Consider the following 24,095-nt stretch of genomic DNA (forward strand, 5'->3'; position numbering starts at 1 on the left):
CCGTTCGGACATGGAACGGTGGCGCCCGGCCGCCTAGCATCGTCCGGTGCGAATCCAGCGGGCCGCCGCGGCCACCATCGGGCTTCTGACCGTCGCCACGGTCGCGGCGGGCTGTGCGCCGGATCCCGAACCGCCGGCCGTCGTCGGCGCGTCGTCGGCGCCGCCCTCGACCCGGCCGGTCCCGGGCGTCACCGCGACGACCCCCGCCGCCTCGCCGTCCGCGACCGTGCGGAAGGCGGCGCCCGCAGGTCCCGCGCCGGGCAACCCGGCCGGCACCGCCTCCGTTCCCCCGGCGGGCCGGGCCGTGGACACGAGCCACCCGGACCGGGTGGTGGGCACCGGCACCCCGGAGAGCTGTACCTCCGCGGCGGTGGTGCGGGCGGTCGCGGCGGGCGGCGTGATCACGTTCGACTGCGGGCCGGGCCCGGTGACGATCACGATGCGGGCCACCGCGAAGGTGCGCAACACCGCCGCACGGGTCGTCCTCGACGGCGGCGGCAAGGTCACCCTCAGCGGCGCGGGGCGGCGCCGGATCCTCTACCAGAACACCTGTGACGCGGCGCAGGGCCTCACCACGTCGCACTGCCAGGACCAGGAGAGTCCGCGGCTGACCGTGCAGAATCTGACGTTCGCCGACGGGGACAGCACCGGGGAACGGGCCGAGGGCGGTGGCGGCGGTGCGATCTTCGTGCGCGGCGGCCGGCTGACCGTGGTCGGCTCCCGCTTCACCGGCAACCGGTGTGACCGGACCGGGCCGGATCTGGGGGGCGGGGCGATCCGAGTGCTGAGCCAGTATCGCGGCCTGCCGGTCCACGTCGTGCGCAGCACGTTCACGGGCGGGTCGTGCGCGAACGGCGGTGCGCTGAGCAGCATCGGGGTGTCGTGGGTGATCCTCAACAGCGTCCTGACCGGCAACGCCGCGGTCGGCCACGGCGCGAACCCGGCCAAGACGGGCACCCCGGGCGGCGGCAGCGGGGGCGCGATCTACGCCGACGGCAACACCTTCACCGTACGGTTGGCCGGAACGGTCGTGGCGGACAACCGGGCCGCCGAGGGCGGCGGCGCGGTGTTCTTCGTCAGCAACGACCGCTCGGGCACGATGCGGATCGAGGGTTCGACGTTGCGCGACAACCCGAGCCGCGGCTTCGAGACCGCGGGCCTGCCCGGCATCTTCTTCCTCGGCGCCCGCCGGCCCACCATCGAGAACTCACGGCTGCGCTGACGGCGGCGGCGCCCGCCGACCTCGGCACAAGGCCGGGTCGGTCGGGCGCCGCCGTCGGGCATGGCGCTACTCGTGGGCGATCGCGCCGAGCACGTTGAGCCGGGCGGCCCGCACCGCCGGGGCGACGGCGGCGACCACGCCGACGACCGCCGCCAGCCCGAGGTAGATGCCCATCTGCTGCCACGGGAACACCAGGTCGGTGATGCCCTCCGACTCCAGCGCCCGGACCACCGCCGCACCGAGGCCGGCGCCCACCGCGAGGCCGAGCAGCGCGCCGAAGACCGAGATGACGGTGGCCTCGACCGTCACCATCCGCATGGTCTGGGCGCGGCCGAGCCCGATCGCCCGCAGCAGGCCGAGCTCGCGGGTACGTTCCAGCACGGACAGCGCCAGGGTGTTCACGATGCCCAGCACCGCGATGAGGATGGCCAGCCCGAGCAGCAGCTGTATCATCACCAGGACGTTGTCCAGGCCGCCGGTCTGCTGCTTCAGGAAGGCGCTGCGGTCGACCGCGTTGACCTCGGGGCTGTCGGCCAGCAGACGCTCCACCGAGGGAAGCACCTGTGCCGTCGCGGTGCCTGGGGTCAGTTGCAGGAAGCCCATCATCGGCTGCGGGATACCGAAGTCGGCCGTCGCCTGTCTCGGCAGCACGATCCCGTCGAACAGTTCGGTCTCGCCGTACACGCCGGCGACGGTGTAGGTGTGTTCACTGCCGCGGGACAGTTGAACCCGTACCGGTCTGCCGACCGCAACGCCCAACTCCTTGGCCGTTACCGAGTCCAGCACCAGTTGGTCGGGGCCCAGGTCGGCCAGCGTCCCGTCGATGGGCGTGAGCCCGAAAACGTCGCGCGTCGTGGACAGGTCGGTGGTCGCGCCGAGTCGCCGGCGCTCGCCGTCGACCTGGGCGGCCTCCTCGTAGATGCCGACCGCGCCAGCCACGCCCGGCAGCGTCGCGGCCTTGTCCAGTACGGCCGGGTCGAAGGTCGGCGGGCGCGGACCACTCTGGTCCCCGGAGATGAGCAGGTCCGCCTTGAGCGTGTCGGTGACCAGTCCGGCCATGCTGCTCTTGGCCGAGTCGACGATCACGTTCACCCCGGTGATCAGGGCGATGCCCACCATGAGCGCGGCGGCGGTGATCGCGGTACGGCGCGGGTTGCGTCCGGAGTTGAGCCGGCCCAGCTTGCCCGGCACCGACCAGGAGAACAGCCGGCCGAGCACGGACACCACCGGCCTGCTGATCAGCGGGGTCAGCAGGGCGACGCCGATGAACGACACCAGCACCCCGCCCAGCAGTGTCCACAAGGTGTTGTCGCCGGAATTGCCGGTCAGCCCGAGGGCCAGCAGAGTGCCGCCGACCGCACCCAGTACTGCGCCGGACACGGTCAGCCGGGTCAGCGGCCGGTCCGGGGTTGCCACCTCCTGCATGGCGGCGATCGGTGGGATCCGCGAGGCCCGCAGGGCGGGCAGCACGGCGGCGAGCACGGTGATGAGCACGCCGACGGTGAACGAGCTGATCACCGCGGCGGGCGGCACCGCGATGCCGGCCAACGCGAAGCCGCCACCGAACTTCGCGAACAGCGCGCCGAGTCCCGCGCCCACGCCGATGCCCGCACCCAGACCGACCACCGAGGCGATCAGGCCGATGGCCACGGCCTCGGCCAGTACCGAGCCGAGCATCTGCCGTCGGCTGGCACCCAGGGCCCGCATCAGGGCCAGCTCCCGGGTCCGCTGCGCGATGAGGATCGAGAACGTGTTGAGGATCAGGAAGATGCCCACGAACAGCGCCACCCCGGCAAAGCCGAGAAGGATCTTGTTGAAGAAGCTGAGTCCCTGCGCCAGGTCGGCGGCGTTCTCGTCGGCGAGCTGGGTGCCGGTCTTGACCACGTAGCCGTCGCCGAGCGCCGCGGTGACCCGGTCGCGCAATTCGGCGGGGGCGACCCCACCGGCGGCCTTCACGTCGATCGAGCTGTAGACGCCCCGCTGGCCGAGCATCAGCTGCTGCGCCACCGGTTCGGTGAACATCACCTGCATCGCTCCGCCGAGGGTGTCCCGGCCACCGCTGTAGCCGAACGTGCCCACCAGCGTGAAGGTGCGCTTCGGTGCGAGCGTGAGGACACCCACCCGATCACCGACCTTGATCTTGGCGGCGTCGGCGAGTGCGGCGTTCACGGCGATCTCGTCGTCCGCGGCCGGACCCCGCCCGGTACGCAGCTTGAGCAGGCCGGATTCCCCGGTCCAGTTCTCACCGAAGCGCGGCGCGCCGAACGTGGTCACCACCTTGCCGTTGCTGCCGATCACGCGGGCCCCGTCGGCCTGGGCCTGGCCGGTCGCCTTGGCGACGCCGGGCACCGCACGGACGGCGGCGAGCATGTCGGCCGGCAGTGTCGGCGGGGACGCCAGTTCCCCGTCGTCGTCCGTCGCGACCTTGGGCTTGGCGCTGACCGAGACGTCGGTCTCGGAGAAGACAGTGCTGAACATCGTGTCGAACGAGCGGCTGAGGGTGTCGGTGAGCACGAACGCGCCGGAGACGAACATGACCCCCAGCACCACGGCCAGCCCGGACAGCACCAGCCGCACCTTGCGGGCCAGCAGGCTTTTCAGGGTTGCACGCCACATGGCTCAGACACCCGCCGAACCGTCGAGGCGCTTCATGGTCTCCAGTACCGACGCCGCGGTCGGGTTCGCCAACTCGTCGACGATCTCGCCGTCGGCGAGGAAGACGACACGGTCGGCGTAGCTGGCGGCGTTGGGATCGTGGGTGACCATGACGATGGTCTGGCCGTAGTCGCGGACGGAATCGCGCAGGAAGCCGAGGACCTCGGCGCCGGCGCGGGAGTCGAGGTTGCCGGTAGGCTCGTCGGCGAAGATGACCTCGGGACGGGCCACCAGCGCGCGGGCGCAGGCGACGCGTTGCTGCTGGCCGCCGGAGAGTTGCGTCGGGCGGTGGCCGAGCCGGTCTCCCAGTCCGACCGTGTCGATGACGGTGCGGTACCACTCGGGGTCCGGCTTGCGTCCGGCGATGGACATCGGCAGCAGGATGTTCTCCGCCGCGGTGAGCGTGGGCAGGAGGTTGAACTGCTGGAAGATGAATCCGACCTTGTCGCGGCGCAGCCGGGTCAGGCCGGCGTCGCCCAGCCCGGTGACCTCGGTGTCGCCGATGAAGACCTCGCCCCGGGTGACGGAGTCCAGCCCGGCCAGGCAGTGCATCAGGGTTGACTTGCCGGAGCCGGACGGTCCCATGATCGCGGTGAACCGGCCGCGGGCGAATTCGGCGTTCACCCCGCGGAGCGCGGTCACCTGCGCCTCGCCGGAGCCGTACACCTTCCACACGCCCTCCGCGCGGGCCGCTGCCGTCGTGCTCGGGGCCGCCGTCGCGGTTGCCGCCGTTGCTGTCACTGTCTCTCCCTGCCGAGGTGGGGCTCATGAACTGGTCCGGCCGGGCGCCTGCCCGGCCGGCCTGTTCATCCTCGGTGTCGGCGGGCGTCCCGCCGTCGGTCCGCAGGGGGATACGGACTCGGATTTCTGCTGCGGGACGGCCCGGACCACGAGTCAGGGTTCTCCCCGAGAGCGCCGGTCAGACGCCCGCCATCGCCAGGTTGCGGGTGGTGACGGTCTCCCGCCAGCGCACCGGCTCGACGGTGTCCAGCGCGGTCACCGGCGCCGCCTGGCGGGTCGCCAGCAAGTAGCAGACCACGAGCGCGCCGGCCAGGCCGGCCGAGGCCGACAGGAACACCGCCGGCTGTCCGGTGAGCGCGCCGTACCCCAGCCACGAGGCCGCCGCGCCGGCGGTCAGGCGCCACCGCAGCGGGGACAGCCCGGAGAGGTCCTGGGTGCGGTCGCGCAGCAGCGCGAGCGGCTGCGGCACCGCCGAGACGATGGAGGCCGCCACCAGGACCATCCCGAGGAGGTCGGCGATCAGGCGCCCCGAGCCCGGCAGCAGTGCCGCGGCGGCGGCGCAGCCCAGCGCAGTGGCCAGCATGATCATCGCCCCGCCCGCGCTGGCGGCCAGTGCCCGCCCGGTGCGCAGCTCACGGCGCGCCACCAGCAGGGCGACCAGGACCGCGAGACCCGCCGCGCCCGTCACCGTGTTCGTGATGACCTGGATCCGTTCGCCGCTGAGCAGCCCGTACGTGATCCAGCCGATCGGCAGGGCGAAGGTCAGCCAGGAGGCGGTCGCGGACAGTCCGGTCGTGTGGCGCTGAACGCAGGAGCGCCAGACCTGGGGCCAAGGGAGGGCGATCGACAGGGCGGCACCGAGCAGGCCGAGGGCAGAGGGGTGCATGATCCATTCCGGGTCGTGGGGAATGCCGGTATTCCGGCTACGGATGTCCCCATCGGCGACCCGGGACGACGACTGAACAAGATCCACTGGTGACCGTGGCCACTGTCCGACAATTGAGAACCCGCCGCGCAGCGCCGCAACCGGTGTTATGGGCCGGGCTCAGTCCGGAGTCTCGGGGGTGGCCAGACCCGCGTGCTCGTCACGGTCGGCCCAGTCCAGCAGCGGGGTGAGGTCGTGGGCGACGGTGTCGATGTCGGCATGCAGGTCGCCGAGTCTGGCGAAGCGCTCCGGGACGGTGGCCATGGTGCAGTCGCGCGGGTCGACCGTGTCGATCTCGTCCCACGTGATCGGCGTGGAGACGGTCGCCTCCGGCACCCCGCGCACCGAGTACGCGCTGGCGATGGTGTGGTCGCGGGCGTTCTGGTTGTAGTCGATGAACAGCGACTCCGGGTCGCGGTCGCGGCGCCACCACGTCGTCGTGACGTCCTCGGGGGCGCGCCGCTCCACCTCCCGGGCGAAGGCCAGCGCGGCCCGGCGTACGTCGGCGAAGCCCCAGTCGGGCCGGATCCGGACGTACACGTGCAGGCCCTTGCCGCCGGAGGTCTTCGGGTAGCCGGTGATGCCCAACTCGTCGAGCACCTCGTGGGCCACGTGCGCGACCCGCCGCACCGTGCCGAACGGGCACTGCGGCATCGGGTCGAGGTCGATGCGCCACTCGTCCGGCTTCTCGGTGTCGGCGCGCCGCGAGTTCCACGGGTGGAACTCGACGGTCGACATCTGCACCGCCCAGATGACCTCGGCGAGCTGGGTGACGCACAGCTCGTCGGCGTGCCGGCCGTACCGGGGGAAGTGCACCCGCACCGTCTGCAGCCAGGGCGGCGCGCCGTTGGGGACCCGCTTCTGGTGCACCTTCTCCCCCGCCAGGCCGTCCGGGAAGCGGTGCAGCATGCAGGGCCGCTCGCGCAGCGCGCGCACGATCCCGTCGCCCACGCTGAGGTAGTACTTCACCAGGTCCAGCTTCGTGCGCCCCGAGCTGGGGAAGTACACCCGGTCGGGGTTGGAGATCCGTACGGTGTGCGGCCCGACCTCCAGCTCCACCGCCGGTGACCTGCTCGCGGAGGCCGGCATGGATCTCAACCTAGCGGTGGTGGCCGCTCAGGACACTGTTTCGAGATCGCGGTCCGCCTCCGGCTCCTCCTCGGCCGGACGGTCGTGGACCGCGGTGAGCTTGCTCGGCCACCACATCCACCGGCCGAGATCAAGGGTGAGCGCCGTGACCAGGACGGACCGGACGATGAGCGTGTCCAGCAGGACCCCGAACGCGACCGCGAAGCCGATCTCCGCGAACGCCACCAGCGGCAGGCTGGCCAGCGCCGCGAACGTACCCGCCAGCACGATGCCCGCCGAGGTGATCACCCCGCCCGTCGCGGCGAGGCCGATCAGCGCCCCGCGCCGGGTGCCGTGGTGGTGCGCCTCCTCGCGGACCCGGGTCATCAGGAAGATGTTGTAGTCGATCCCGAGCGCCACCAGGAACACGAAGACGTAGAGCGGGAACGACGTGTCCTCGCCCGCGAAGCCGAACACGTGCCGGAAGATCAGCGCGCTGACCCCCAGGGCGGCCGCGAACGACAGCACGACCGTGGCGATCAGGATCAGCGGGGCGACCACCGCGCGCAGCAGGATGCCCAGGATGATCAGGACGACGAGCAGGACCAGCGGGATGATCAGCCGGTTGTCGTGGTCGTTGGCCCGGTTCATGTCCAGGGTCATCGCGGTGATGCCGCCGACCTTGGCGTCGGCCCCCGGGACGGCGTGCACAACGTCGCGGATCCGGTCGATCGTGGCGCGGGCCCGGCCGGAGTCGGGCGCGTCGCGCAGCGTCCCTTCGATGGCGGCCAGGTCGTCCTTGATAACCGGCTCGGCGACCTCGGCGACGCCCTGGGTGCCGGCCAGCGCCTGCCGTAGCTGCGCGGCGGCCGCGGCCTTGCCGATCACCACGACAGGCTGACCCTGCCCGGCCGGGAAGTGCCGGGCGAGGGCCTCCTCGCCGGTGACCGACGGCGGCTTGGTGACGAACGTGTCGGCGGTGGCCAGCCCCTTGGCCTCGAGCTGGAACAGGCCGAGCGACATGGCGCCCAGCGCCACGGCCGTGACGATCCAGGTCAGGCGGGGGCGCAGCGCGATGCGGGTGCCCAGCTTGGCCCACAGGCCGGTGGCGGTCGGCTCGGCCGAACCGTACGCGGGGCGGGCGGGCCAGAACAGCCAGCGCCCGAAGATGACCAGCAGCGCGGGCAGCAGGGTGATCATCACCAGCAGGCCGACCGTGATGCCGATGGCCGAGACCGGCCCGAGCCCGCTGGTCGCGTTCATCTCCGCCAGGGTCAGGCAGGACATGCCGATCGCCACGGTGGCCGCGCTGGCGATGATCGCCGGTCCGGCCCGGTGCAGGGCCAGCGCCATGGCCTCGTGCCGGTCGGTGTGCCGGCGCAGTTCCTCCCGGTAGCGGGCGACCAGCAGCAGCGCGTAGTCGGTGCCCGCGCCGAACACGAGCACGGTCAGGATGCCCGCGCTCTGCGCGTTGACCACCAGGCCGGAGTGCTTGGCCAGCAGGTAGATCACCGCCTGCGCGGTGGTCAGCGCGACGCCCGCCGAGATGATCGGCAGCAGCCACAGCACCGGACTCCGGTACGTGATGAGCAGGATGATCGCGACGACCGTGAGGGTGGTGTAGAGCAGGGTGCTGTCGATGCCCTCGAACGCCTTGGCGGAGTCGGCCGCGTTGCCCGCGGGGCCGGTGAGGTAGACGGCGAGCCCGTTCGGATCGGCCTCGGTGACCGCCTTGACCTCGGCCACCACGTCGACGATCTTCTCCCACCCGTCGGCGTCGATCTTGATGGGCACGATGATCTGCAACGCCTTGCCGTCCTGGGCGGGCACCGGGCCGATCACCTTGCCGGTGACCCCCGCGACCTTCCCCAGCGCCTCGGCGTCCCGGGCGGCCTTCGCCTGGTCGCCGGCGACGATGCCGGACGGGCGCTCATAGACGATCACCGCCGGGGCGATGTCGTCCGGCTGGAACCGCTTCTGCAGGTCGGCCGCCTGGGTCGACTCGGCGTTGCCGGGCAGCCAGGCCGAGTTGTCGTTCTTCTGAACCTCGGTCAGCTTGCCGGCCAGCGGACCGGCCACCGCGAGCACCACGATCCACAGCGCCAGGACCAGCCATTTCGTCCAACGCCCGCAGACCAGCCACGCGACGCCGCCCGTGCCCGCCATCCGAATCCCCCCAGACCGCTCGCGGTACGACCGACCGGATCGTAGTCGCCCTGGCCGGAAACGCCGAAGCGGTTTACCCCCAAGCTCAGGGTCTTCTCAGGGTGACCCTAATCCGCGGCGCGGTGCCGCCCGACCCGAACGGGCTCAGGTTCCAGGCGGGCCCGCCGCCCGCCGCCCGCCTTCTTGACCGCGTACATGGCGTGGTCGGCGGCGCGCAACACCAGGTCGGAGTCCTCCTTGGGGGCGGCCAGGTGGACACCGACGCTGGCGCCGATGGTCACCTCGCTGCCGTACACCTGGAACGGCGTCTCGATGGCGGCGCACACGCGGGCGCTCATCGCGTCGGCGTCGGCCTGGTCGAGGATGCCGGGCATCAGCACGACGAACTCGTCGCCGCCGACCCGGGCCAGCACGTCCTCGGCGCGTACGCAGGCGCTGAGCCGGTCCGCGACCTGCCGCAGCAGCTCGTCGCCCGCCTCGTGGCCGTGCATGTCGTTGACCGGCTTGAAGCCGTCCAGGTCGACGAAGAGCACCGCGACCGCGTCGCTGCTCAGCGTGGAGTCGAGCGCGTCCTGCATGCGGCGCCGGTTGGGCAGCCCGGTGAGCGCGTCGTGCAGCGCCTCGTGGGTGAGCCGCTCCTGGAAGGCCCGGTTCTCGCTGACGTCACGGGCGTTGATGACGATGCCGGCCAGCGCGCGGTTGTGCAGCTTGTTCGACGCGGTGATCTCGAACCACCGGTACGTGCCGTCGGCGTTGAAGACCCGCGACTGCATCCGCTTGACCCCGTCGCGTTCGCCGAGCAGCGCGGCGAACGCGGCCTGGATCCGTTCCCGGTCGTCCGGGTGGATGATGTCGAAGACGCTGGTGCCCTGCATGGAGCCGCTGGGCACGTTGAGCAGCGAGGCGGCGCTGGGGCTGGCGAACGCGATCCGGCCGGTCGGGTCGAGCACCGACACCATGTCCGGGGCGTGCTGGAACAGCGCCTGGAAGCGCTCGTCCGAGCGGCGCCGCTGGATCTGCGTGCGGTAGCCGAGCAGGGTGATGCCGATGACGCCGATGAGCAGCATGGCCAGCAGGGTGACGTTCAGCGTCTGGCTCTTGCTGTGCACCGCGCCCTCGAACGAGGCGAGAGACTGGCTGCGGACGTACGACCAGCCGCCCGGCATCCCGGGGACGACGATCGCGATCGTCGGGGTCTTGCCGGAGGTGAACTGCACGAAGGTGGGACCGGCGGCGTGCCGCGCGGCCGCGGTGACGGCCGGGTCGATCATGGTGCCGATCTTGCTGCCGTCGCTGGAGTAGCCGATCCGGCCACCGCTGTCGATGACCTCGGTGAGGTGGGCGCTGTCGCTGAGCGTGGCGACGTATCCCTGCAGCGGGGTCTTCGCGAGCTCCATGAAGCCGACGAGCACCGCCACCGGGGCACCGTTGCGCACCAGCGGGATGGCGACGGCCTCGATGGCCACCCCGTCGACCAGCATCACGGAGGAGAAGCCGGGCCTGGCGCGGGCCAGCTCCTCGCGCATGCGGGTGTAGCCGGGGTCACCCACCGACGGCAGGCCCGTGCTGCGGGTGGCGTTGAGTACGGTGCCGCGCAGGTCGGTGATCGCCGCACCGTACTTGAGGACGTTGGTCTTGGCCACAAAGCGGTCCAGGGCCCGGCGGTCGGCCGCGTTGCCCTTGCCCAAACGGAACGTGGTGGTGCTGGCGAGCTCCTTCAGCTCGCCGGCCGTCACGAGCTGCATCTGGCCGGAGAGGGTGGTGTTGTTGACCGCCAGCGCCTGGGTGTCGGCGCGGTGCACCGTGTCGGCCGCGCGCAGCGCCGAACGGTTCACGAGCACACCGATGGCACCGGCGGCGATCAGCAGCACGACGCTGACCACCACGGCGATCCAGTTGCGCAAGCGCATCGGGCACCCCTCCTCGAAAGAGAGGATCGGCACACCGGGACCCGCACTCAATCAAACTGAGCCGGATTTGAGCCGGTCCGTGCTCGCCCGGCGGACCGGACCCGGACGCGTGGGGCGCGGTTCGGCGCCGCGGCCGAGGTAGCGTTGCGCCCGTCAGCGCCGCCAGGGCGCCCGCCGCCCCTGCAGCCACCACTGCAGCGCGCCGGTCACTCGCGGCAACACCAGGTAGGTCATGATCGGGGTCAGGCACAGGGTGGTCACCAAGGTCCGCAGCACGACGTGCTGGGCGGCCAGCAGCGGCCCGAGGGCCACCGCCGCAAGCAGGCTGAGGGGGAAGAAGCCCAGCCAGATGGCCACCGCCTGTTTCCACCGGGGCGGGGCGGACGGTACGGCCGGGGCGTCGGCCACCCGCACCTCCCCCTCGCGCGGCGGGTCGAACCAGCCCTCGATCCCGGTACGGCGCTCCTCCCGGGTGTGCTCGACCATCCCCTGCGCCGACGACAGCCACCAGCGCCGTTGCGCGGAGTCCTCCCACGCGGACAGCGCGTCGTCGTCGGCGAAGCGGTACAGCATGTGCCACTCGGTCGAGCCGAGCTCGGGGCGGACCCAGCCGACCCCGAGGAAGCCGGGGAAGTCCTCGGCGAGCGTGGCGCCCGCGCGTACCCATGCCTGCATCTCGGCGGCGCGCGACGGGTCGGCCCGGCGGGTGATCGCGACCGTGACGGCCGTCCGGGTCATGGTGTCGGGCATGAGCACAATCCTGCCCGGGCCGCGCGGCGTTCTGCCGCGGCCCGGGAAAACTGTCAGCGGCGCCACTGTCCGGCCGACCGTGCGGCGCGGCGGACACGTCGCTGACGTCGTCATCTTCCTCGCTCGCCGTGAGCAGGCTAATGTGTCGGCTTCACGGACATGGTGACCACCAACGGCACGGCAGGGCCGCGGGTCACCGGACGGAAGCGTTCGGCGGCGTCGCCGCCGGGCGGACCCGGCCGGGGGTCACAAATGTAACGACATGGTAACGCATTCCGGGGACTGGGGTACCCCGGGTCGTTGCCGGCCTGCTTGTTCCACCAAAATCGAAGCAGGGGCCGGGTAGGCCGACACGGATGGGATGAGGCATGGGGCAACGGTTGCCGCTGCGGGAGATCCGCGAACGCACGTACAAGACGCGCGACGCGTGGTGGACCGTCCTGCTCGTGGATCCGTTGGCCGTTCGTCTGGTGCGGCTGGTTGCACCGTACCGGCGGATCACCCCGAACGTACTGACCGGCATCGCCACTCTGGTCGGCCTCGCCTCGGCCGCGTGCTTCGCGATGCAGGACCGGCCGTGGCTGGTGGCGGGCGCGCTGCTGTTCCACCTCAGCTTCGTGATCGACTGCATGGACGGCAAGATCGCCCGGCTCAATGGCACGGGTTCGCTCTTCGGCGCCTGGTACGACTTCGTCTTCGACCGGCTGCGCATGTTCGCCTGCACGGTCGCGCTGATGGGCGGCCAGTACGCCAAGACCGGCGAGCCGGTCTACCTCTGGATCCTGGTCGCGGTCACCTTCCTCGACCTGTTCCGCTACCTCAACGGCTCGCAGATGGCCAAGGTGCGCCGGGCCATGCGGGTGCAGCTGGACGACGCCCGCGGCCTGCCCCGGGCGGCCGAGGTGACCGGCCAGCCGGACCAGTGGCCGGACAACTGGCGCGCCCGCCTGCGCGCCACGCTGCGCCGGTACCGCATCCGCCCGCACCTGGTGAGCGGCATCGAGTTCGAGATGGCCGTGTGCATCATCGCCCCGCTGACCGGCTGGATCGTCGGCGTGCCGATCGTCGCCGGGGTCCTCCTGATGGGCTTCGAGTTCCTGCTGGTGGCCAAGCTGTGGCGGGCCACCCGGAAGTTCCCGCGCCAGCTCGCCAAGGTGCAGGCGGCACACGGCGTCCGCGACACCGCCCCGGACGCGCCGCGGACCCCGGCCCAGGAGGGGATCGCCCCGACCGCGGACGAGGCCATGCGGGCCGTGGACGAGACCGCCGCGGACGAGAACGACGACCTGGAGTTCACCGCCCGGAGCTGATCCGCAATTCGCCGGTTGACTAACAAGACCCCCGAGGGGTGCACTTTCGACGGACCTAACGTCCGTTCACCCCGGGTGGTTGAGGAGGTTTCCGTGCCGGATTACGACGTCGTGGTCGTGGGCAGCGGTTTCGGGGGCAGCGTCGCGGCGCTGCGGCTGAGCGAGAAGGGCTACCGGGTCGGCGTGCTGGAGGCGGGCCGCCGGTACACCCCGGACACGCTGCCCAAGACGTCCTGGGATCTGCGCAACTTCCTCTGGGCGCCCCGGCTTGGCCTGCGCGGAATTCAGCGGATCACCCTGCTCAAGGACATCGTGGTGCTGTCCGCTGCGGGCGTCGGCGGCGGCTCCCTGGTGTACGCCAACACCCTGTACAAGCCGCCGCGCACCTTCTTCGACGACGCGCAGTGGGCCGCCATCACGGACTGGGCCACGGAACTGGACCCGCACTACGACCAGGCGTCGCGGATGCTGGGCGTCACCGAGCAGCCCTCGACCACCCCGTCCGACGTGGTGATACAGCAGGTCGCCGAGGAGATGGGCGTCGGGGACACGTACCGGCGCACCCCGGTGGGGGTGTTCTTCGGGGAGCCCGGCAAGACCGTGCCGGACCCGTTCTTCGGCGGGGCCGGTCCCGACCGTACGGGTTGTCTGGAATGCGGCGAATGCATGATCGGCTGCCGGCACGGCGCCAAGAATCGGCTGGACCTCAACTACCTGTACCTGGCGGAGCGGGCGGGCGCGACGATCCACCCGGACACCACCGTCACCGAGCTGCGGCCGGTCGCCGACGGCTGGCTGGTACGGGCCGGGAAGCAGACGTTCCGCTGCGGCCAGGTGGTGCTGGCGGCCGGGGCGCTGGGCACCCAGCGGCTGCTGCACACGATGCGCGACACCGGGGTGCTGCCGGAGGTCTCGCCCCGGCTGGGCGCGCTGACCCGGACCAACTCGGAGGCGCTGCTCGGGGCGATGACCAGCGCCGTACCCGAAGAGCCGTTCTCCCGGGGGGTCGCGATCACGTCGAGCTTCCACCCGGACGCCGACACCCACATCGAGCCGGTCCGCTACGGCGCCGGCAGCAACGCGATGGGCCTGCTCAGCACGCTGCTGGTGGACGGCGGCGGCCGGATGCCGCGCCCGCTGCGCTTCCTGGGCCAGGCGCTGCGCCATCCGGGGCACCTGCTGCGCTCGCTGTCGGTGCGGCGCTGGAGCGAGCGGACGATCATCGCCCTGGTCATGCAGACTGTGGACAATTCGCTGACGGTAAGGCGGACCCGCCGGGGCCGGCTGACCACGGCGCCCGGCCACGGCCCGGCCAACCCGACCTGGATTCCGGTGGGTCACGAGGCGGTCCGGCGGATGGCGGCCCGGATCGGCGGGTTCCCCGGCGGCACGGTCGGCGACATCTTCGACGTACCGATGACCGCGCACATCCTGGGCGGCGCGACCATCGGGGCGTCGCCGCGGACCGGGGTGATCGACCCCTACCACCGGGTGTACGGATACCCGGGCCTGCACGTGGTGGACGGCGCGGCGGTGCCGGCGAACCTGGGGGTGAACCCGTCGCTGACCATCACCGCCCTGGCGGAGCGCGCGTTGTCGCTGTGGCCCAACGCGGGCGAGGCGGACCCGCGCCCGGCGCTGGGCGAGCCGTACGCCCGCCTGGAACCGGTCGAGCCGCACCGCCCCGCGGTACCGGAGCGGGCCCCGGGGGCGCTGCGGCTGCCCTGGCCCCGGCGGGCCGGGACCCCGTCACCGGACGCGACGGACGGTCCCCTGCCCGTGACCCCTGGGACGTGATCCCGGACGGGCCAGAAAGCGAGAGAGAGCCGGGGCGCTCCCGGTCGCCAGGCGCGGGCGAGCGCGCGAGGAATGCATTGGCGGATGTCACCAGACACGCCGCCGAGAGTGCACCGGAGTGTCATTAGGAAATAAACCCCGGATGTTTGACGACGATGAACAACTCATGTCGCATCGAGATCGGGCGCGGGGTGCCCGTTCCCGTTCGCCCACAGTGGAGGTCAGCACCCGGGCGGCCCCACGCGACGTGGTCCGGCCCTCGACCACCCCGGGCCCACCGCCGATCATCGGCCGCCAGCGGTCCACCAGAGTAAGAAACGAGACATGCGGAAGCGACAATTTGCATTGTCGCGAACGGGCGGACAGAATGGCTCGAGCACTATTCGGGGGAGGCGGTCCACGGCCCGGCACGTCCGGGTTTTCCGGCGCGTCGCGGGGTTTCACCGCGCGGCGGCCCCGGGGCGCGGATTGCGGTTACCCAATGACACCGGTTCGGGAGCGACCACAACATGGCCAAGCAGGTAATCACTCTTCTCACGGACGATCTCGACGGCGGCGAAGCGGACCGGACGGTCGAATTCGGACTGGACGGTGTCAACTACACCATCGACCTGTCGGAAAAGAACGCCGGGAAGCTGCGCAAGGCTCTGGACCCGTTCCTGAGCGCCGCCACCCGCGTGGGGCGCAGCGGCAATGAGTCCCGTGCTTCCGGCGGCCGGCGCGGTGCCGGCGCGGCCACCGGCCGGGCGAGCCGCGACCAGAATCAGGCGATCCGCGAGTGGGCCGCCAAGAACGGGTACGAGGTCTCCGATCGCGGGCGCATCCCGGGCAGCGTCGTGGAGGCGTACCGCAACCGGCGATAGATTGGCGCCAACGCCGGAATACGGCGCCGCCGCGACCGGCGGCGCCGTTATTCACGAAAGGGGTCGGGCATGCCGGTCGTCATCATCACGGGGGCGTCGAGCGGCATCGGCCGCGCCACGGCGATCCGATTCGGAAAGGACGGCTGGACCGTCGTGCTGGCCGCCCGCCGGGCGGCGGAATTGTCAGAGACGGCCGCCCTGGTGGAGGCCGCCGGTGGCAGCGCGGTCATCGTGCCCACGGACGTGCGCCGGCCCGAGGCCCTCGACGCGCTGGCCGAGCAGGCGGCCGCGATCACCGGCCGGATCGACGCGGTGGTCAACAACGCGGGCCTGGGCGGCGGCGCCTCGATCCTGACCGACGACCCGACCGTCACCGCCATGGTCGAGGTGAACCTGCTCGGCCCGCTGCGGCTCATGCGGGCGGTCGTGCCGCGCATGCGGGCCCAGGGCGGCGGCGCCATCGTCAACATCGGCTCGGTCGCAGGCGAGATCGGGCTCAGCGGCACGTACTCGGCGACCAAGTTCGCCCTGCGCGGCCTGACCGACTCCGTGCGGCGCGAGCTGGCCGGCACGGGAATCGGCGTGACCCTGGTCGAGCCGGGATACATCGCCACCCCGCTCACCGAAGGCCGCACGGGGCTGCCCGGTCCCGAGGTGGTCGCGGACGCGGTGGCCCGGGCCGTACGCCGCCCCCGCCGCCGCATCGTCGTACCCGCCCGCTACCGCGCGGCCATCCTGCTGGCGAACGTGCTGCCGATGGTGGCCGACCGCGCCCTCGCGGGCCGGGCCGCGCCGAAGGACCCCACCCCGGCCGACCGTTAGGCGGCGACGGCGCGGTTGACGGTGAGCCAGGTCAGCGCCTCGGTGGGGCCGACCGGGCTGGAGAAGTAGTAGCCCTGACCCAGCGGGCAGCCCAGCCGCTGCAGGATGTCCCGGTGGGTGGCGTCCTCGATGCCCTCGGCCACCACGGTCAGGTTCAGCGTCTGCGCCAGGCTCACGATGCCGGAGACCAGCGCCAGCTGCTGCTCGCTGCCGACCATGTCGTCGATGAACGTCTTGTCGATCTTGAGTACGTCGATCGGCCGCTGCCGCAGGTAGCTCAGCGAGGAGTAGCCCGTACCGAAATCGTCGATGGCGATCCGCACCCCGAGGTCCTGCAGCACCGCCAGGTCGGCCCAGATGTCCTCGTCGTCGCGCATCAACAGGGTCTCGGTGATCTCCAGCATGAGCGCCTGCGGCGGCACGCCCGCGTAGTCCAGCGACGCCCGCACCTGATCCACGAAGCCCTTCTGGCGGAACTGGCGCACGGAGACGTTGACGCTGACGTACGGCTGGCGGGCCCGGGGCAGCACCCGCCGCCACTGGGCGACCGTGTGCAACGCCTGGTCGAGGACCCACCGGCCCATCGGGATGATCAGCCCGCTCTCCTCGGCCACCTCGATGAACTGGTCCGGGGCGATGACACCGCGCGCCGGGTGGTGCCAGCGCACCAGCGCCTCGAAGCCGGCCGCCTCGTCGGTGTTCAGGTCCACGATGGGCTGGTACTGCAGCAGGAAGTGCCCCTCGTTGACCGCGTGGTCCAGCGCGGACCGCAGCTCCAGCCGCTCCACCATGGCCCCGTGCAGGTGGTTCTGGTAGCGCCGCCACCGGTTCTTGCCCGCGCCCTTCGCCACGTACAGGGCCAGGTCGGCCTGGCGCAGCAGCTCGTCGGCGTTGTCCGCCTCGGGGGTGGTGGTGATGCCGATGCTGGCGACCGCCTGCAACGCCTCGCCGTCCACCAGGATCGGTTCGGCCAGCGCGGCCAGGATCCGTTCGGCGGCCTCCTCGACCGCGCCCGGGTCCTGCACGTTCTCGATGAGCGCGGCGAACTCGTCGCCGCCGAGACGGGCCGCGGTGTCCTCGGCGCGCAGCGCCCCGCTGATCCGCTGGGCCACCGCGACGAGCAACTGGTCGCCGACCGCGTGTCCGAGCGTGTCGTTGACGACCTTGAAGTCGTCCAGGTCGATGAAGAGGACGCCGACCAGCGTGCCGTCCCGGGTGCCCCGGGCCAGCGCGTGCTCCAGCCGGTCGGCGAACAGCACCCGGTTCGCGAGGCCGGTCAGCGAGTCGTGGAACGCCTGGTGGGTCAGGTCGCGTTCGAGGCGGCGCCGCTCGGTGACGTCGCGCAACGTGATGACCAGACCGGACACGGTCTGATCCCCGCGCAGATCGCGGACGTGCATCTCGAGCATCAGCTCGCTGTCGTGACGGCCCAGGGCCCGGAAGTCGAGCCCCTGCGCCGGGCCGCGCCCGAACCGCACCCCGGCCAGCACCTCGTGCAGGCGGTCACGGTCCGCCGGGTGGATGATGTCCGGCAGCCGCACCCCGACCGGGTCGCCGCCGAGCACCGGCCGCGCGGACGGGCTGGCGTACCGGACCCGGTCCTCCTCGTCGACGATCACGATCACGTCGGAGGTGTTCTGCACCAGCGTCCGGAAGTACGTCTCGCTGTTGCGGCGGATGACCTCCTCGCTGAGCGCGATCCGCTCCATGGCGAGCGCCACCTGGGTGGCCAGCACCTCCAGGGAACGCTGCAGGCCCACCAGCGCCCACGCCGGGCCGCCCACATGCAGCACCCCCACCAGCGGGTCCCCGGTCGGGCGGTCCTGCAGCACCAGCGGGCAGCGCAGCACCATGTTGTACTGGTTGAGCCGGACCGCCACGGCCCAGTCGACCTCGCGGGTCGGCAGGAGCCGGGCCGCCGTACCGGAGGCGCGGTCCTGCGCGGCCTGGGCGGCCGCCTCCGCGCTCAGCGGCTCCCCCGGCTCCGCGACCGCCATCGCCAGCACCACCCGGTGCGGCACGTCCGGCAGCAGTTGCGCGACCGCCCGGCGGGTCGCCTCGGCCACCTCGTCGTCGTCGGTCGCCGACACCAGGGCGGCGGACGCCTCCCGCAGTCCCCGCTCGCGGGCGGTGGCGAGGCGCTGACTGCGCATGATCCCGGCGGTACGGGCCAGCACCAGCAGGAACGTCAGGCCGCACAGCACCGCCACCACGGACAGGTCGATCGGGCGGCCGTCCAGCCCCACCTGCACCAGCAGCACCGCCGGTCCCACCAGGGACGCCACGCCCAGCAGCAGCAGCCGCTTGCGGTCCAGGTCGGCCGGGGGCGTCGCCGCCGGCTGGGTCAGCGCGTGCATCGAGCTGTGCAGCGCCGCCAGGCCGATCGCCGCGTACAGCGGCAGGCGCCCGAACGCGGACAGCGCGGCCAGCGGCTGCTCCAGGCCGGGCACGCTGTGCGCGAGATCCACCAGCAGCATCGCGAACACGCCGGCGCCCAGCACGAGGCCGGCCGGCGCCCGCCGGTCCGCCACGGTCCACAGCCGGGTCAGCGCGGCCAGCAGCAACAGGTCACCGATCGGGTAGCCGATCGACAGCAGGTCGGCGGCCGTGGTCAGGTCGGCGTGGCGCAGTTGCGGGCTGAGCACGAGGGTCCACGACAACAGCGCGGCGCCCGCGGTCACGGTCAGCGCGTCGATCAGACCACCACGGTCCCGGCTGCCGCCGGTGCGGTAGCGCACGAACATCAGCAGCGCGCCCGCCAGCGTCGGGTAGACCGCCAGCAGCGCCCACGTCACGGCCGGCGCGAGAAACGGCACCGCCTGGACGGCCGCGGGCACGTCGTGCACGGTCTTGCCGACCGCGGACAGCGCCACCGCGAGGGTCAGCAACTGCCACGGCGCGGAGCGGGCGGGCCGGCGCCGCCGCATGCCGAACATCACCGCGAGCACGGTGGCCAGCCCGGCGGCCAGCCGGATCGGATCCTGCCACGCCGGTTGCAGCCAGAAGGCCGCGCCCAGCACTGCCATCCACACGCCGAAGAGGGCGGCCGCCACACGCGTCGGCATGCTCCTCCTCCTGTCGGCTGTGAGCACCGCTGCCACTAGATCGGCCCGCCGACCGGTCAACTGAGGAAAGGGGGACAATCGTGGCGTGCTGTCATCCCCCGACTTCGTCCGTACGCACACCCGGCTGGCGCCCGTGCCGTTCGTGCCCGAGCTGGTCCTGCACCAGGCCGACGAGCCGATCGAGCTGTGGGAGCGGACCGAGGCGGACGGGGTCGAGCAGCCACCCCCGTTCTGGGCGTTCGCCTGGGCGGGTGGCCAGGCGCTGGCCCGGCACGTACTGGACCATCCGGAGCTGGTCGACGGCCGGTCGGTGCTCGACATGGCCACCGGCTCCGGGCTGGTCGCCATCGCCGCCGCCCGGGCCGGGGCCCGGCCGGTCGCCGCGAACGACATCGACCCGCTGTCGCTGGCCGCGGCCACGGTCAACGCGGCCGCGAACGGCGTCGTGGTGGATCCGGTCGAGGGTGACCTACTCGACACCGACGACGGGTACGCCCAGGCGACGGTGCTCCTGGCCGGGGACGTGTTCTACAGCCGTGCCATGGCGGCCCGGTTCCTGCCGTTCCTGCGGCGGGCCGCCGCCCGGGGCGCCCTGGTGCTGGTCGGCGACCCGGGGCGGGCCTACCTGCCGACGGAGGCGCTGACCCGGTGCGCCACCTACGACGTGCCGGTGCCGGCGGAGCTGGAGACGGTCACCGTCCGGCACACCACGGTGTGGCGATTGCGCTGACGCGGCGCGGGCGGCGGGTCAGCCCGTGCCGAGCGTCCAGGCGCGGACCCCGCCGAGGATGCCGGCCGTGTTCGGTACCACCACCACGTCGTCACCCATCCGGGCGAGCTGGGTCGGCGTGATCAGCCGGGAGTTGCCCCCGCCCAGGTAGAGGCGGTCCCACCGGAACACCGGTCGCAGCCCCTCGACGACGTTGCGGACCCGGCGGGACCAGAGCGCGTCACCGAGGCGCCGCCGCTCGTGCTCGCCGATGTACGTGTCGTAGCTCATCCCCCACCGCACCGGGGCCTGCGACATCTCCAGGTGCGGGGCCAGCGCGCCGCCGTCGAACAGCGCGCAGCCCAGCCCCGTACCCAAGGTCAGCACCAGTTCGCACCCGGTACCCGCGACGACGCCCGCGCCGTGCACCTCCGCGTCGTTGAGCACCAGCGTCGGCAGACCGAACGCCTCGGCCAGCGCGGTCCGCGCGTCGAAGCCCTGCCACGCCTCGGCCAGTTCCGGATCGACCTTCGTGCGGGGGCCGCTGCGGGTGATGTAGTGCGGTGTCGCCACCACCACGCCGTGGCGCAGCATGCCCGGCATGCCGACGGTCACCCGGTCGGCCGTGGGCAGCCCGCCGCCGAGCCCCACCAGCGTCTTGACGAACACGTCCGGCGGCAACGGGTACGGCGTGGGCACCCGCACCGGGTGGGCGCGCATCGTGCCCGCCTCGTCGAGTACCGAGCCCTTGATGCCGCCGCCGCCGCAGTCGATCGTCAGGGTGAAGGCCACCCCTGGAGTGTGCCTCACCGCCCGCCCACCCGCGCGGGCGTCAGCGGACGTCGTCGGCCCAGACGCGCCAGTCGTCGAGGACGCCGTACAGGGCCGGGGTGAGCCAGCCCGGTGCGGAACGGCGGAACACTCCGGGGTCCATCCCGCCCGCCCCGTCGGGCAGCGCGCCCACCAGGTGTGGCAGCAGTTCGCCGAGGTTCGCCCAGTGCACCAGCTCCGGCTCGGCGGGCCAGGCGCCCAGCACCACGGCCGCGGGGATGCCGCGGCGCTCCAGTGCCTCCAGGGTCAGCGCGGTGTGGTTCAGGGTGCCCAGGCCGGCGCGGGCCACCACGATGGTGCTGACGCCGAGCGCGGTGGCCAGGTCCGCCACCGTCCAGGGGGCCCCGGACGGGCGTACCCCCATCGGCACGAGCAGGCCACCGGCGCCCTCGACGAGGACCAGGTCGTGCCGCTTCGCCTCGGCCCGGACCGCGTCGACGACCTCGTACAGCTCCAGCGGGGGCAGCGACGCCACCCGGGCCGCCGCCAGCGGGGCGAGGGGCTCCGGGTAGGACGCCAGGGTCCGCGCGGTGTGCGGGGCGGCGAGCCGGGTGACCACGTCGATGTCGGTGGGTGCGCCGGTCGCCGTACCGGTCTGGCCGGGTTTGACGACGGCGACCCGCAGGCCGGCGGCCTGGGCGGCGGCCGCGACGGCGGAGGTCACCACGGTCTTGCCCACGTCGGTGTCGGTGCCGGTGACGAGCACGATCCCGCGCCACTCCCCCGCCTCGGCGGGCCGCGCCGTGGACATATGCGCACCCGACGGCGCATCCGGAGCCGGGGCCGCATCCGGGGGCAGCGGCGCGGGAGACACGGGCGCTTCGGAAGGCTCGGGCTCGGCTGCCGGGTCGACCGTCATGGGGCGCACTCCACGATCACGTCCAGGGCGCGGGCGAAGTCCACGTCGGACACTCCGGCGCTGAGCGTCAGCCGCAGCCGGGACGAACCGTCCGGAGTGGACGGCGGACGGAAACAGCCTACGGCGATCCCCCGGTCCCGGCAGTCCGCGGCCCACGCGAGCGCCGCCTCCGGGCCCGGCGCCGTGACCGACAGCACCGCCCCCGCGGGCCGGCGCACCGCGAACCCGGCCGCGCCGAGCCGGCGTACGGTCTGTTCGGCGCGGGCGGCCAGCAGCGCCCGCCGGTCGCCGGCCTCGCGCGCGATCCGCAGCGCCGCATGCGCCCCGGCGGCGACCGCCGGCGGCAGCGCCGTGTCGTAGATGAACGTGCGACCGGTGTCGACGAGGTGGCGCACGATCTGCCGGGGGCCCGCGATCAGCCCGCCCGCGCCGCCGAGCGACTTGGACAGGGTGGCGGTCACCACCACGTCCGGGGCACCGGACAGACCGGCGGCGGCGACCCCGCCCGCACCCTGGGGGCCGAGCACCCCGAGCGCGTGCGCGTCGTCCACCAGCAGCAGCGCGCCCCGCGCGGACGTCACCTCGTGCAGCGCCGCCAGCGGGGCCAGGTCACCGTCCACGGAGAACACCGACTCGGTGACCACCAGGGCCGGGCGCCCGGGCGCGGCGTCGAGCACCGCGGCGACGGCGGCCGAATCGCCGTGCGGCGCGACCACCGTCTCGGCGCCGGACATCTTGCAGCCGTCGATGAGTGACGCGTGGTTGTACGCGTCCGAGACCACCAGCGTGTGCTTGTCGGCGAGGGCCCGGACCGCGCCGAGGTTGGCGAGGTAGCCCGAGGAGTACACGAGGGCCTGCTCCGCCCCGAGCCAGCCGGCCAGGTCCGACTCCAGCTCGGCGTGTGCCTCGGTGGAGCCGCGCACCAGCCGCGACCCGGTGGCTCCCAGCCCGTACGCGGACAGTGCCGTGGCCGCCGCCGCGACCACCTCGGGGTGGCGGGCGAGGCCCAGATAGTCGTTCCCGGCCAGGTCGACGACATCGTCGTCGGCCGGGCGGGGCCGCAGTTCCCGGGTGAGTCCGGCCTTGGCCCGGCTGCGGGCCAGGCGCTCCAACGCCGTCAACCAGGCCGCCAAACCGAACCCCACCTTCCGCCCGGCACACCACCGACGACGGCGAAACTATCAGGGGCCGGTCGCCTTGTAGGGTACGGGCATGGCAGAGATCCTTGATCGAGCGCGCGCCCAGGTGCTGGCGGACGGCGTCGGGTTGAACCCCGCCGATGTGCTGGAGGTCCTGCGCCTGCCCGACGAGGAGGTGCCCGCGCTGCTCCAGCTCGCGCACGAGGTGCGGATGCGCTGGTGCGGCCCCGAGGTCGAGGTCGAGGGCATCGTCTCGCTGAAGACCGGCGGCTGCCCGGAGGACTGCCACTTCTGCTCCCAGTCGGGCCTGTTCACCTCGCCGGTGCGGGCGGTGTGGCTGGACATCCCGGCGCTGGTCGAGGCGGCGAAGCAGACGGCCGCCACGGGCGCCACCGAGTTCTGCATCGTGGCGGCGGTGCGTGGGCCGGACAAGCGGCTGATGACGCAGCTGCGCGAGGGCGTGGCGGCCATCAAGGCCGAGGTGGACATCCAGGTCGCGGCGAGTGTCGGCATGCTCACCCAGGAGCAGGTCGACGAGCTGGTCGAGATGGGCGTGCACCGCTACAACCACAACCTGGAGACCTGCAAGTCGTACTTCCCGAACGTGGTCACCACCCACACGTGGGAGGAGCGCTGGGACACGCTGCGGATGGTGCGCGACTCCGGCATGGAGGTGTGCTGCGGCGGCATCCTCGGCCTCGGCGAGACCGTCGAGCAGCGTGCCGAGTTCGCGGGCCAGCTGGCCGAGCTGGACCCGCACGAGGTCCCGCTGAACTTCCTCAACCCCCGCCCCGGCACCCCCCTGGGGGACCGGCCGGTGGTGGAGGGCAAGGACGCGCTGCGCGCGATCGCCGCGTTCCGGCTGGCGATGCCGCGCACGATCCTGCGGTACGCGGGCGGCCGCGAGATCACCCTGGGCGACCTGGGCACCCGCGAGGGCCTGCTGGGCGGCATCAACGCGGTGATCGTCGGCAACTACCTGACCACGCTGGGCCGCCCGGCGACCGAGGACCTGGCCCTGCTGGAGGACCTCAAGATGCCGGTCAAGGCCCTGTCCGCGACGCTGTGACCGGCGCCGTGACCGCCGTGTGGTGTGACCGGTGCGGCGAGGCCGCCGATTCCGGCGACCACGCCGCATGCCGCCGCGCGCGGGAGCTGGAGCCGCCGCGGTTCTGCCCGAAGTGCCGCCGCCGGATGAAGGTGCAGATCCTCCCGGCCGGCTGGACGGCGACCTGCGTCGAACACGGGGTCCGGCAGTCCTGA

The 24,095-nt window shown here is 72.6% G+C and carries 19 protein-coding genes; 8 read left to right on the forward strand and 11 right to left on the reverse strand.

Going from position 1 to position 24,095, the window contains the following annotated elements; translation table 11 throughout:
* The first annotated feature begins 46 nt into the window (after positions 1-46).
* Positions 47-1,222 carry a hypothetical protein gene (locus EV385_RS06265; RefSeq protein ID WP_242624741.1) on the forward strand — a complete coding sequence of 392 codons (1,176 nt, stop codon included), beginning with the start codon at positions 47-49 and terminating at the stop codon, positions 1,220-1,222.
* A 66-nt stretch (positions 1,223-1,288) separates the two neighbouring features.
* Here the strand turns inward: EV385_RS06265 and EV385_RS06270 are convergent, their stop codons facing one another.
* The 7 genes from EV385_RS06270 to EV385_RS06300 all read right to left on the reverse strand — a co-directional run bounded on the left by EV385_RS06270 (position 1,289) and on the right by EV385_RS06300 (position 11,437).
* On the reverse strand, positions 1,289-3,838 hold the full coding sequence (locus tag EV385_RS06270; protein ID WP_130508588.1) for an ABC transporter permease: 2,550 nt from the start codon (positions 3,836-3,838) through the stop codon (positions 1,289-1,291).
* A gap of 3 nt (positions 3,839-3,841) precedes the next feature.
* On the reverse strand, positions 3,842-4,618 hold the full coding sequence (locus tag EV385_RS06275) for an ABC transporter ATP-binding protein (RefSeq protein WP_130508589.1): 777 nt from the start codon (positions 4,616-4,618) through the stop codon (positions 3,842-3,844).
* A gap of 178 nt (positions 4,619-4,796) precedes the next feature.
* Positions 4,797-5,504 (reverse strand): SemiSWEET transporter, encoded by a 708-nt coding sequence (locus EV385_RS06280; RefSeq protein ID WP_130508590.1) that lies wholly within the window; start codon positions 5,502-5,504, stop codon positions 4,797-4,799.
* A gap of 159 nt (positions 5,505-5,663) precedes the next feature.
* The gene (gene ligD, locus EV385_RS06285; protein WP_130508591.1) at positions 5,664-6,632 is read right to left on the reverse strand and encodes a non-homologous end-joining DNA ligase; all 969 of its coding nucleotides are present in this window, start codon (positions 6,630-6,632) and stop codon (positions 5,664-5,666) included.
* Between the two features lie 27 nt (positions 6,633-6,659).
* Positions 6,660-8,777, reverse strand: a complete 2,118-nt coding sequence (locus tag EV385_RS06290) for an MMPL family transporter (protein WP_130508592.1) — start codon at positions 8,775-8,777, stop codon at positions 6,660-6,662.
* A gap of 107 nt (positions 8,778-8,884) precedes the next feature.
* Positions 8,885-10,687 (reverse strand): sensor domain-containing diguanylate cyclase, encoded by a 1,803-nt coding sequence (locus tag EV385_RS06295; RefSeq protein ID WP_130508593.1) that lies wholly within the window; start codon positions 10,685-10,687, stop codon positions 8,885-8,887.
* 153 nt (positions 10,688-10,840) lie between these two features.
* Positions 10,841-11,437, reverse strand: coding sequence for an antibiotic biosynthesis monooxygenase (locus EV385_RS06300; protein ID WP_423203019.1), 597 nt, complete (start codon positions 11,435-11,437; stop codon positions 10,841-10,843).
* Between the two features lie 368 nt (positions 11,438-11,805).
* Between EV385_RS06300 and EV385_RS06305 the strand changes: the two genes are divergently transcribed.
* From EV385_RS06305 to EV385_RS06320, 4 genes are all read left to right on the forward strand, one after another.
* Positions 11,806-12,747, forward strand: a complete 942-nt coding sequence (locus tag EV385_RS06305) for a CDP-alcohol phosphatidyltransferase family protein (protein WP_130508594.1) — start codon at positions 11,806-11,808, stop codon at positions 12,745-12,747.
* A 93-nt stretch (positions 12,748-12,840) separates the two neighbouring features.
* Positions 12,841-14,544, forward strand: coding sequence for a GMC family oxidoreductase (locus tag EV385_RS06310; RefSeq protein ID WP_130508595.1), 1,704 nt, complete (start codon positions 12,841-12,843; stop codon positions 14,542-14,544).
* 509 nt (positions 14,545-15,053) lie between these two features.
* Positions 15,054-15,407 carry a histone-like nucleoid-structuring protein Lsr2 gene (locus EV385_RS06315; protein WP_130508596.1) on the forward strand — a complete coding sequence of 118 codons (354 nt, stop codon included), beginning with the start codon at positions 15,054-15,056 and terminating at the stop codon, positions 15,405-15,407.
* A 69-nt stretch (positions 15,408-15,476) separates the two neighbouring features.
* The gene (locus tag EV385_RS06320; RefSeq protein WP_130508597.1) at positions 15,477-16,229 is read left to right on the forward strand and encodes an SDR family NAD(P)-dependent oxidoreductase; all 753 of its coding nucleotides are present in this window, start codon (positions 15,477-15,479) and stop codon (positions 16,227-16,229) included.
* On the opposite strand, the gene EV385_RS06325 is transcribed toward EV385_RS06320, so the two are convergent.
* Positions 16,226-19,294, reverse strand: a complete 3,069-nt coding sequence (locus EV385_RS06325) for an EAL domain-containing protein (RefSeq protein ID WP_130508598.1) — start codon at positions 19,292-19,294, stop codon at positions 16,226-16,228. The genes EV385_RS06320 and EV385_RS06325 overlap by 4 nt on opposite strands.
* A gap of 85 nt (positions 19,295-19,379) precedes the next feature.
* Between EV385_RS06325 and EV385_RS06330 the strand changes: the two genes are divergently transcribed.
* Positions 19,380-20,024 (forward strand): class I SAM-dependent methyltransferase, encoded by a 645-nt coding sequence (locus EV385_RS06330; RefSeq protein ID WP_130508599.1) that lies wholly within the window; start codon positions 19,380-19,382, stop codon positions 20,022-20,024.
* Positions 20,025-20,042: 18 nt separating this feature from the next.
* Here the strand turns inward: EV385_RS06330 and EV385_RS06335 are convergent, their stop codons facing one another.
* The 3 genes from EV385_RS06335 to EV385_RS06345 form a co-directional block, all read right to left on the reverse strand.
* On the reverse strand, positions 20,043-20,795 hold the full coding sequence (locus tag EV385_RS06335; RefSeq protein WP_130508600.1) for an ROK family protein: 753 nt from the start codon (positions 20,793-20,795) through the stop codon (positions 20,043-20,045).
* Between the two features lie 40 nt (positions 20,796-20,835).
* Complete coding sequence (gene bioD / locus EV385_RS06340; RefSeq protein ID WP_130508601.1) at positions 20,836-21,585, reverse strand: dethiobiotin synthase; 750 nt, start codon at positions 21,583-21,585, stop codon at positions 20,836-20,838.
* Positions 21,586-21,689: 104 nt separating this feature from the next.
* Positions 21,690-22,826, reverse strand: coding sequence for an 8-amino-7-oxononanoate synthase (locus tag EV385_RS06345; protein ID WP_130508602.1), 1,137 nt, complete (start codon positions 22,824-22,826; stop codon positions 21,690-21,692).
* Between the two features lie 79 nt (positions 22,827-22,905).
* Here EV385_RS06345 and bioB point away from each other — a divergent pair, with 79 nt between their 5' ends.
* Positions 22,906-23,901: a biotin synthase BioB gene (gene bioB, locus EV385_RS06350; RefSeq protein ID WP_130508603.1), complete on the forward strand. Its 996-nt coding sequence runs from the start codon at positions 22,906-22,908 to the stop codon at positions 23,899-23,901.
* On the forward strand, positions 23,898-24,095 hold the full coding sequence (bsaP, locus tag EV385_RS06355; protein ID WP_130508604.1) for a biotin synthase auxiliary protein BsaP: 198 nt from the start codon (positions 23,898-23,900) through the stop codon (positions 24,093-24,095). Before bioB ends, bsaP begins: the two co-directional genes overlap by 4 nt.

It is taken from the genome of Krasilnikovia cinnamomea, assembly GCF_004217545.1.
Classification (GTDB): domain Bacteria; phylum Actinomycetota; class Actinomycetes; order Mycobacteriales; family Micromonosporaceae; genus Actinoplanes; species Actinoplanes cinnamomeus.

Coding starts and splice junctions, on each gene's coding strand:
- bioD (WP_130508601.1), bottom strand. CDS start 21,585: ATGTCCACGGCGCGGCCCGCCGAGGCGGGGGAGTGGCGCGGGATCGTG.
- EV385_RS06295 (WP_130508593.1), bottom strand. CDS start 10,687: ATGCGCTTGCGCAACTGGATCGCCGTGGTGGTCAGCGTCGTGCTGCTG.
- EV385_RS06280 (WP_130508590.1), bottom strand. CDS start 5,504: ATGCACCCCTCTGCCCTCGGCCTGCTCGGTGCCGCCCTGTCGATCGCC.
- EV385_RS06270 (WP_130508588.1), bottom strand. CDS start 3,838: ATGTGGCGTGCAACCCTGAAAAGCCTGCTGGCCCGCAAGGTGCGGCTG.
- EV385_RS06315 (WP_130508596.1), top strand. CDS start 15,054: ATGGCCAAGCAGGTAATCACTCTTCTCACGGACGATCTCGACGGCGGC.
- ligD (WP_130508591.1), bottom strand. CDS start 6,632: ATGCCGGCCTCCGCGAGCAGGTCACCGGCGGTGGAGCTGGAGGTCGGG.
- EV385_RS06320 (WP_130508597.1), top strand. CDS start 15,477: ATGCCGGTCGTCATCATCACGGGGGCGTCGAGCGGCATCGGCCGCGCC.
- EV385_RS06300 (WP_423203019.1), bottom strand. CDS start 11,437: ATGCCCGACACCATGACCCGGACGGCCGTCACGGTCGCGATCACCCGC.
- EV385_RS06305 (WP_130508594.1), top strand. CDS start 11,806: ATGGGGCAACGGTTGCCGCTGCGGGAGATCCGCGAACGCACGTACAAG.
- bioB (WP_130508603.1), top strand. CDS start 22,906: ATGGCAGAGATCCTTGATCGAGCGCGCGCCCAGGTGCTGGCGGACGGC.
- EV385_RS06325 (WP_130508598.1), bottom strand. CDS start 19,294: ATGCCGACGCGTGTGGCGGCCGCCCTCTTCGGCGTGTGGATGGCAGTG.
- EV385_RS06290 (WP_130508592.1), bottom strand. CDS start 8,777: ATGGCGGGCACGGGCGGCGTCGCGTGGCTGGTCTGCGGGCGTTGGACG.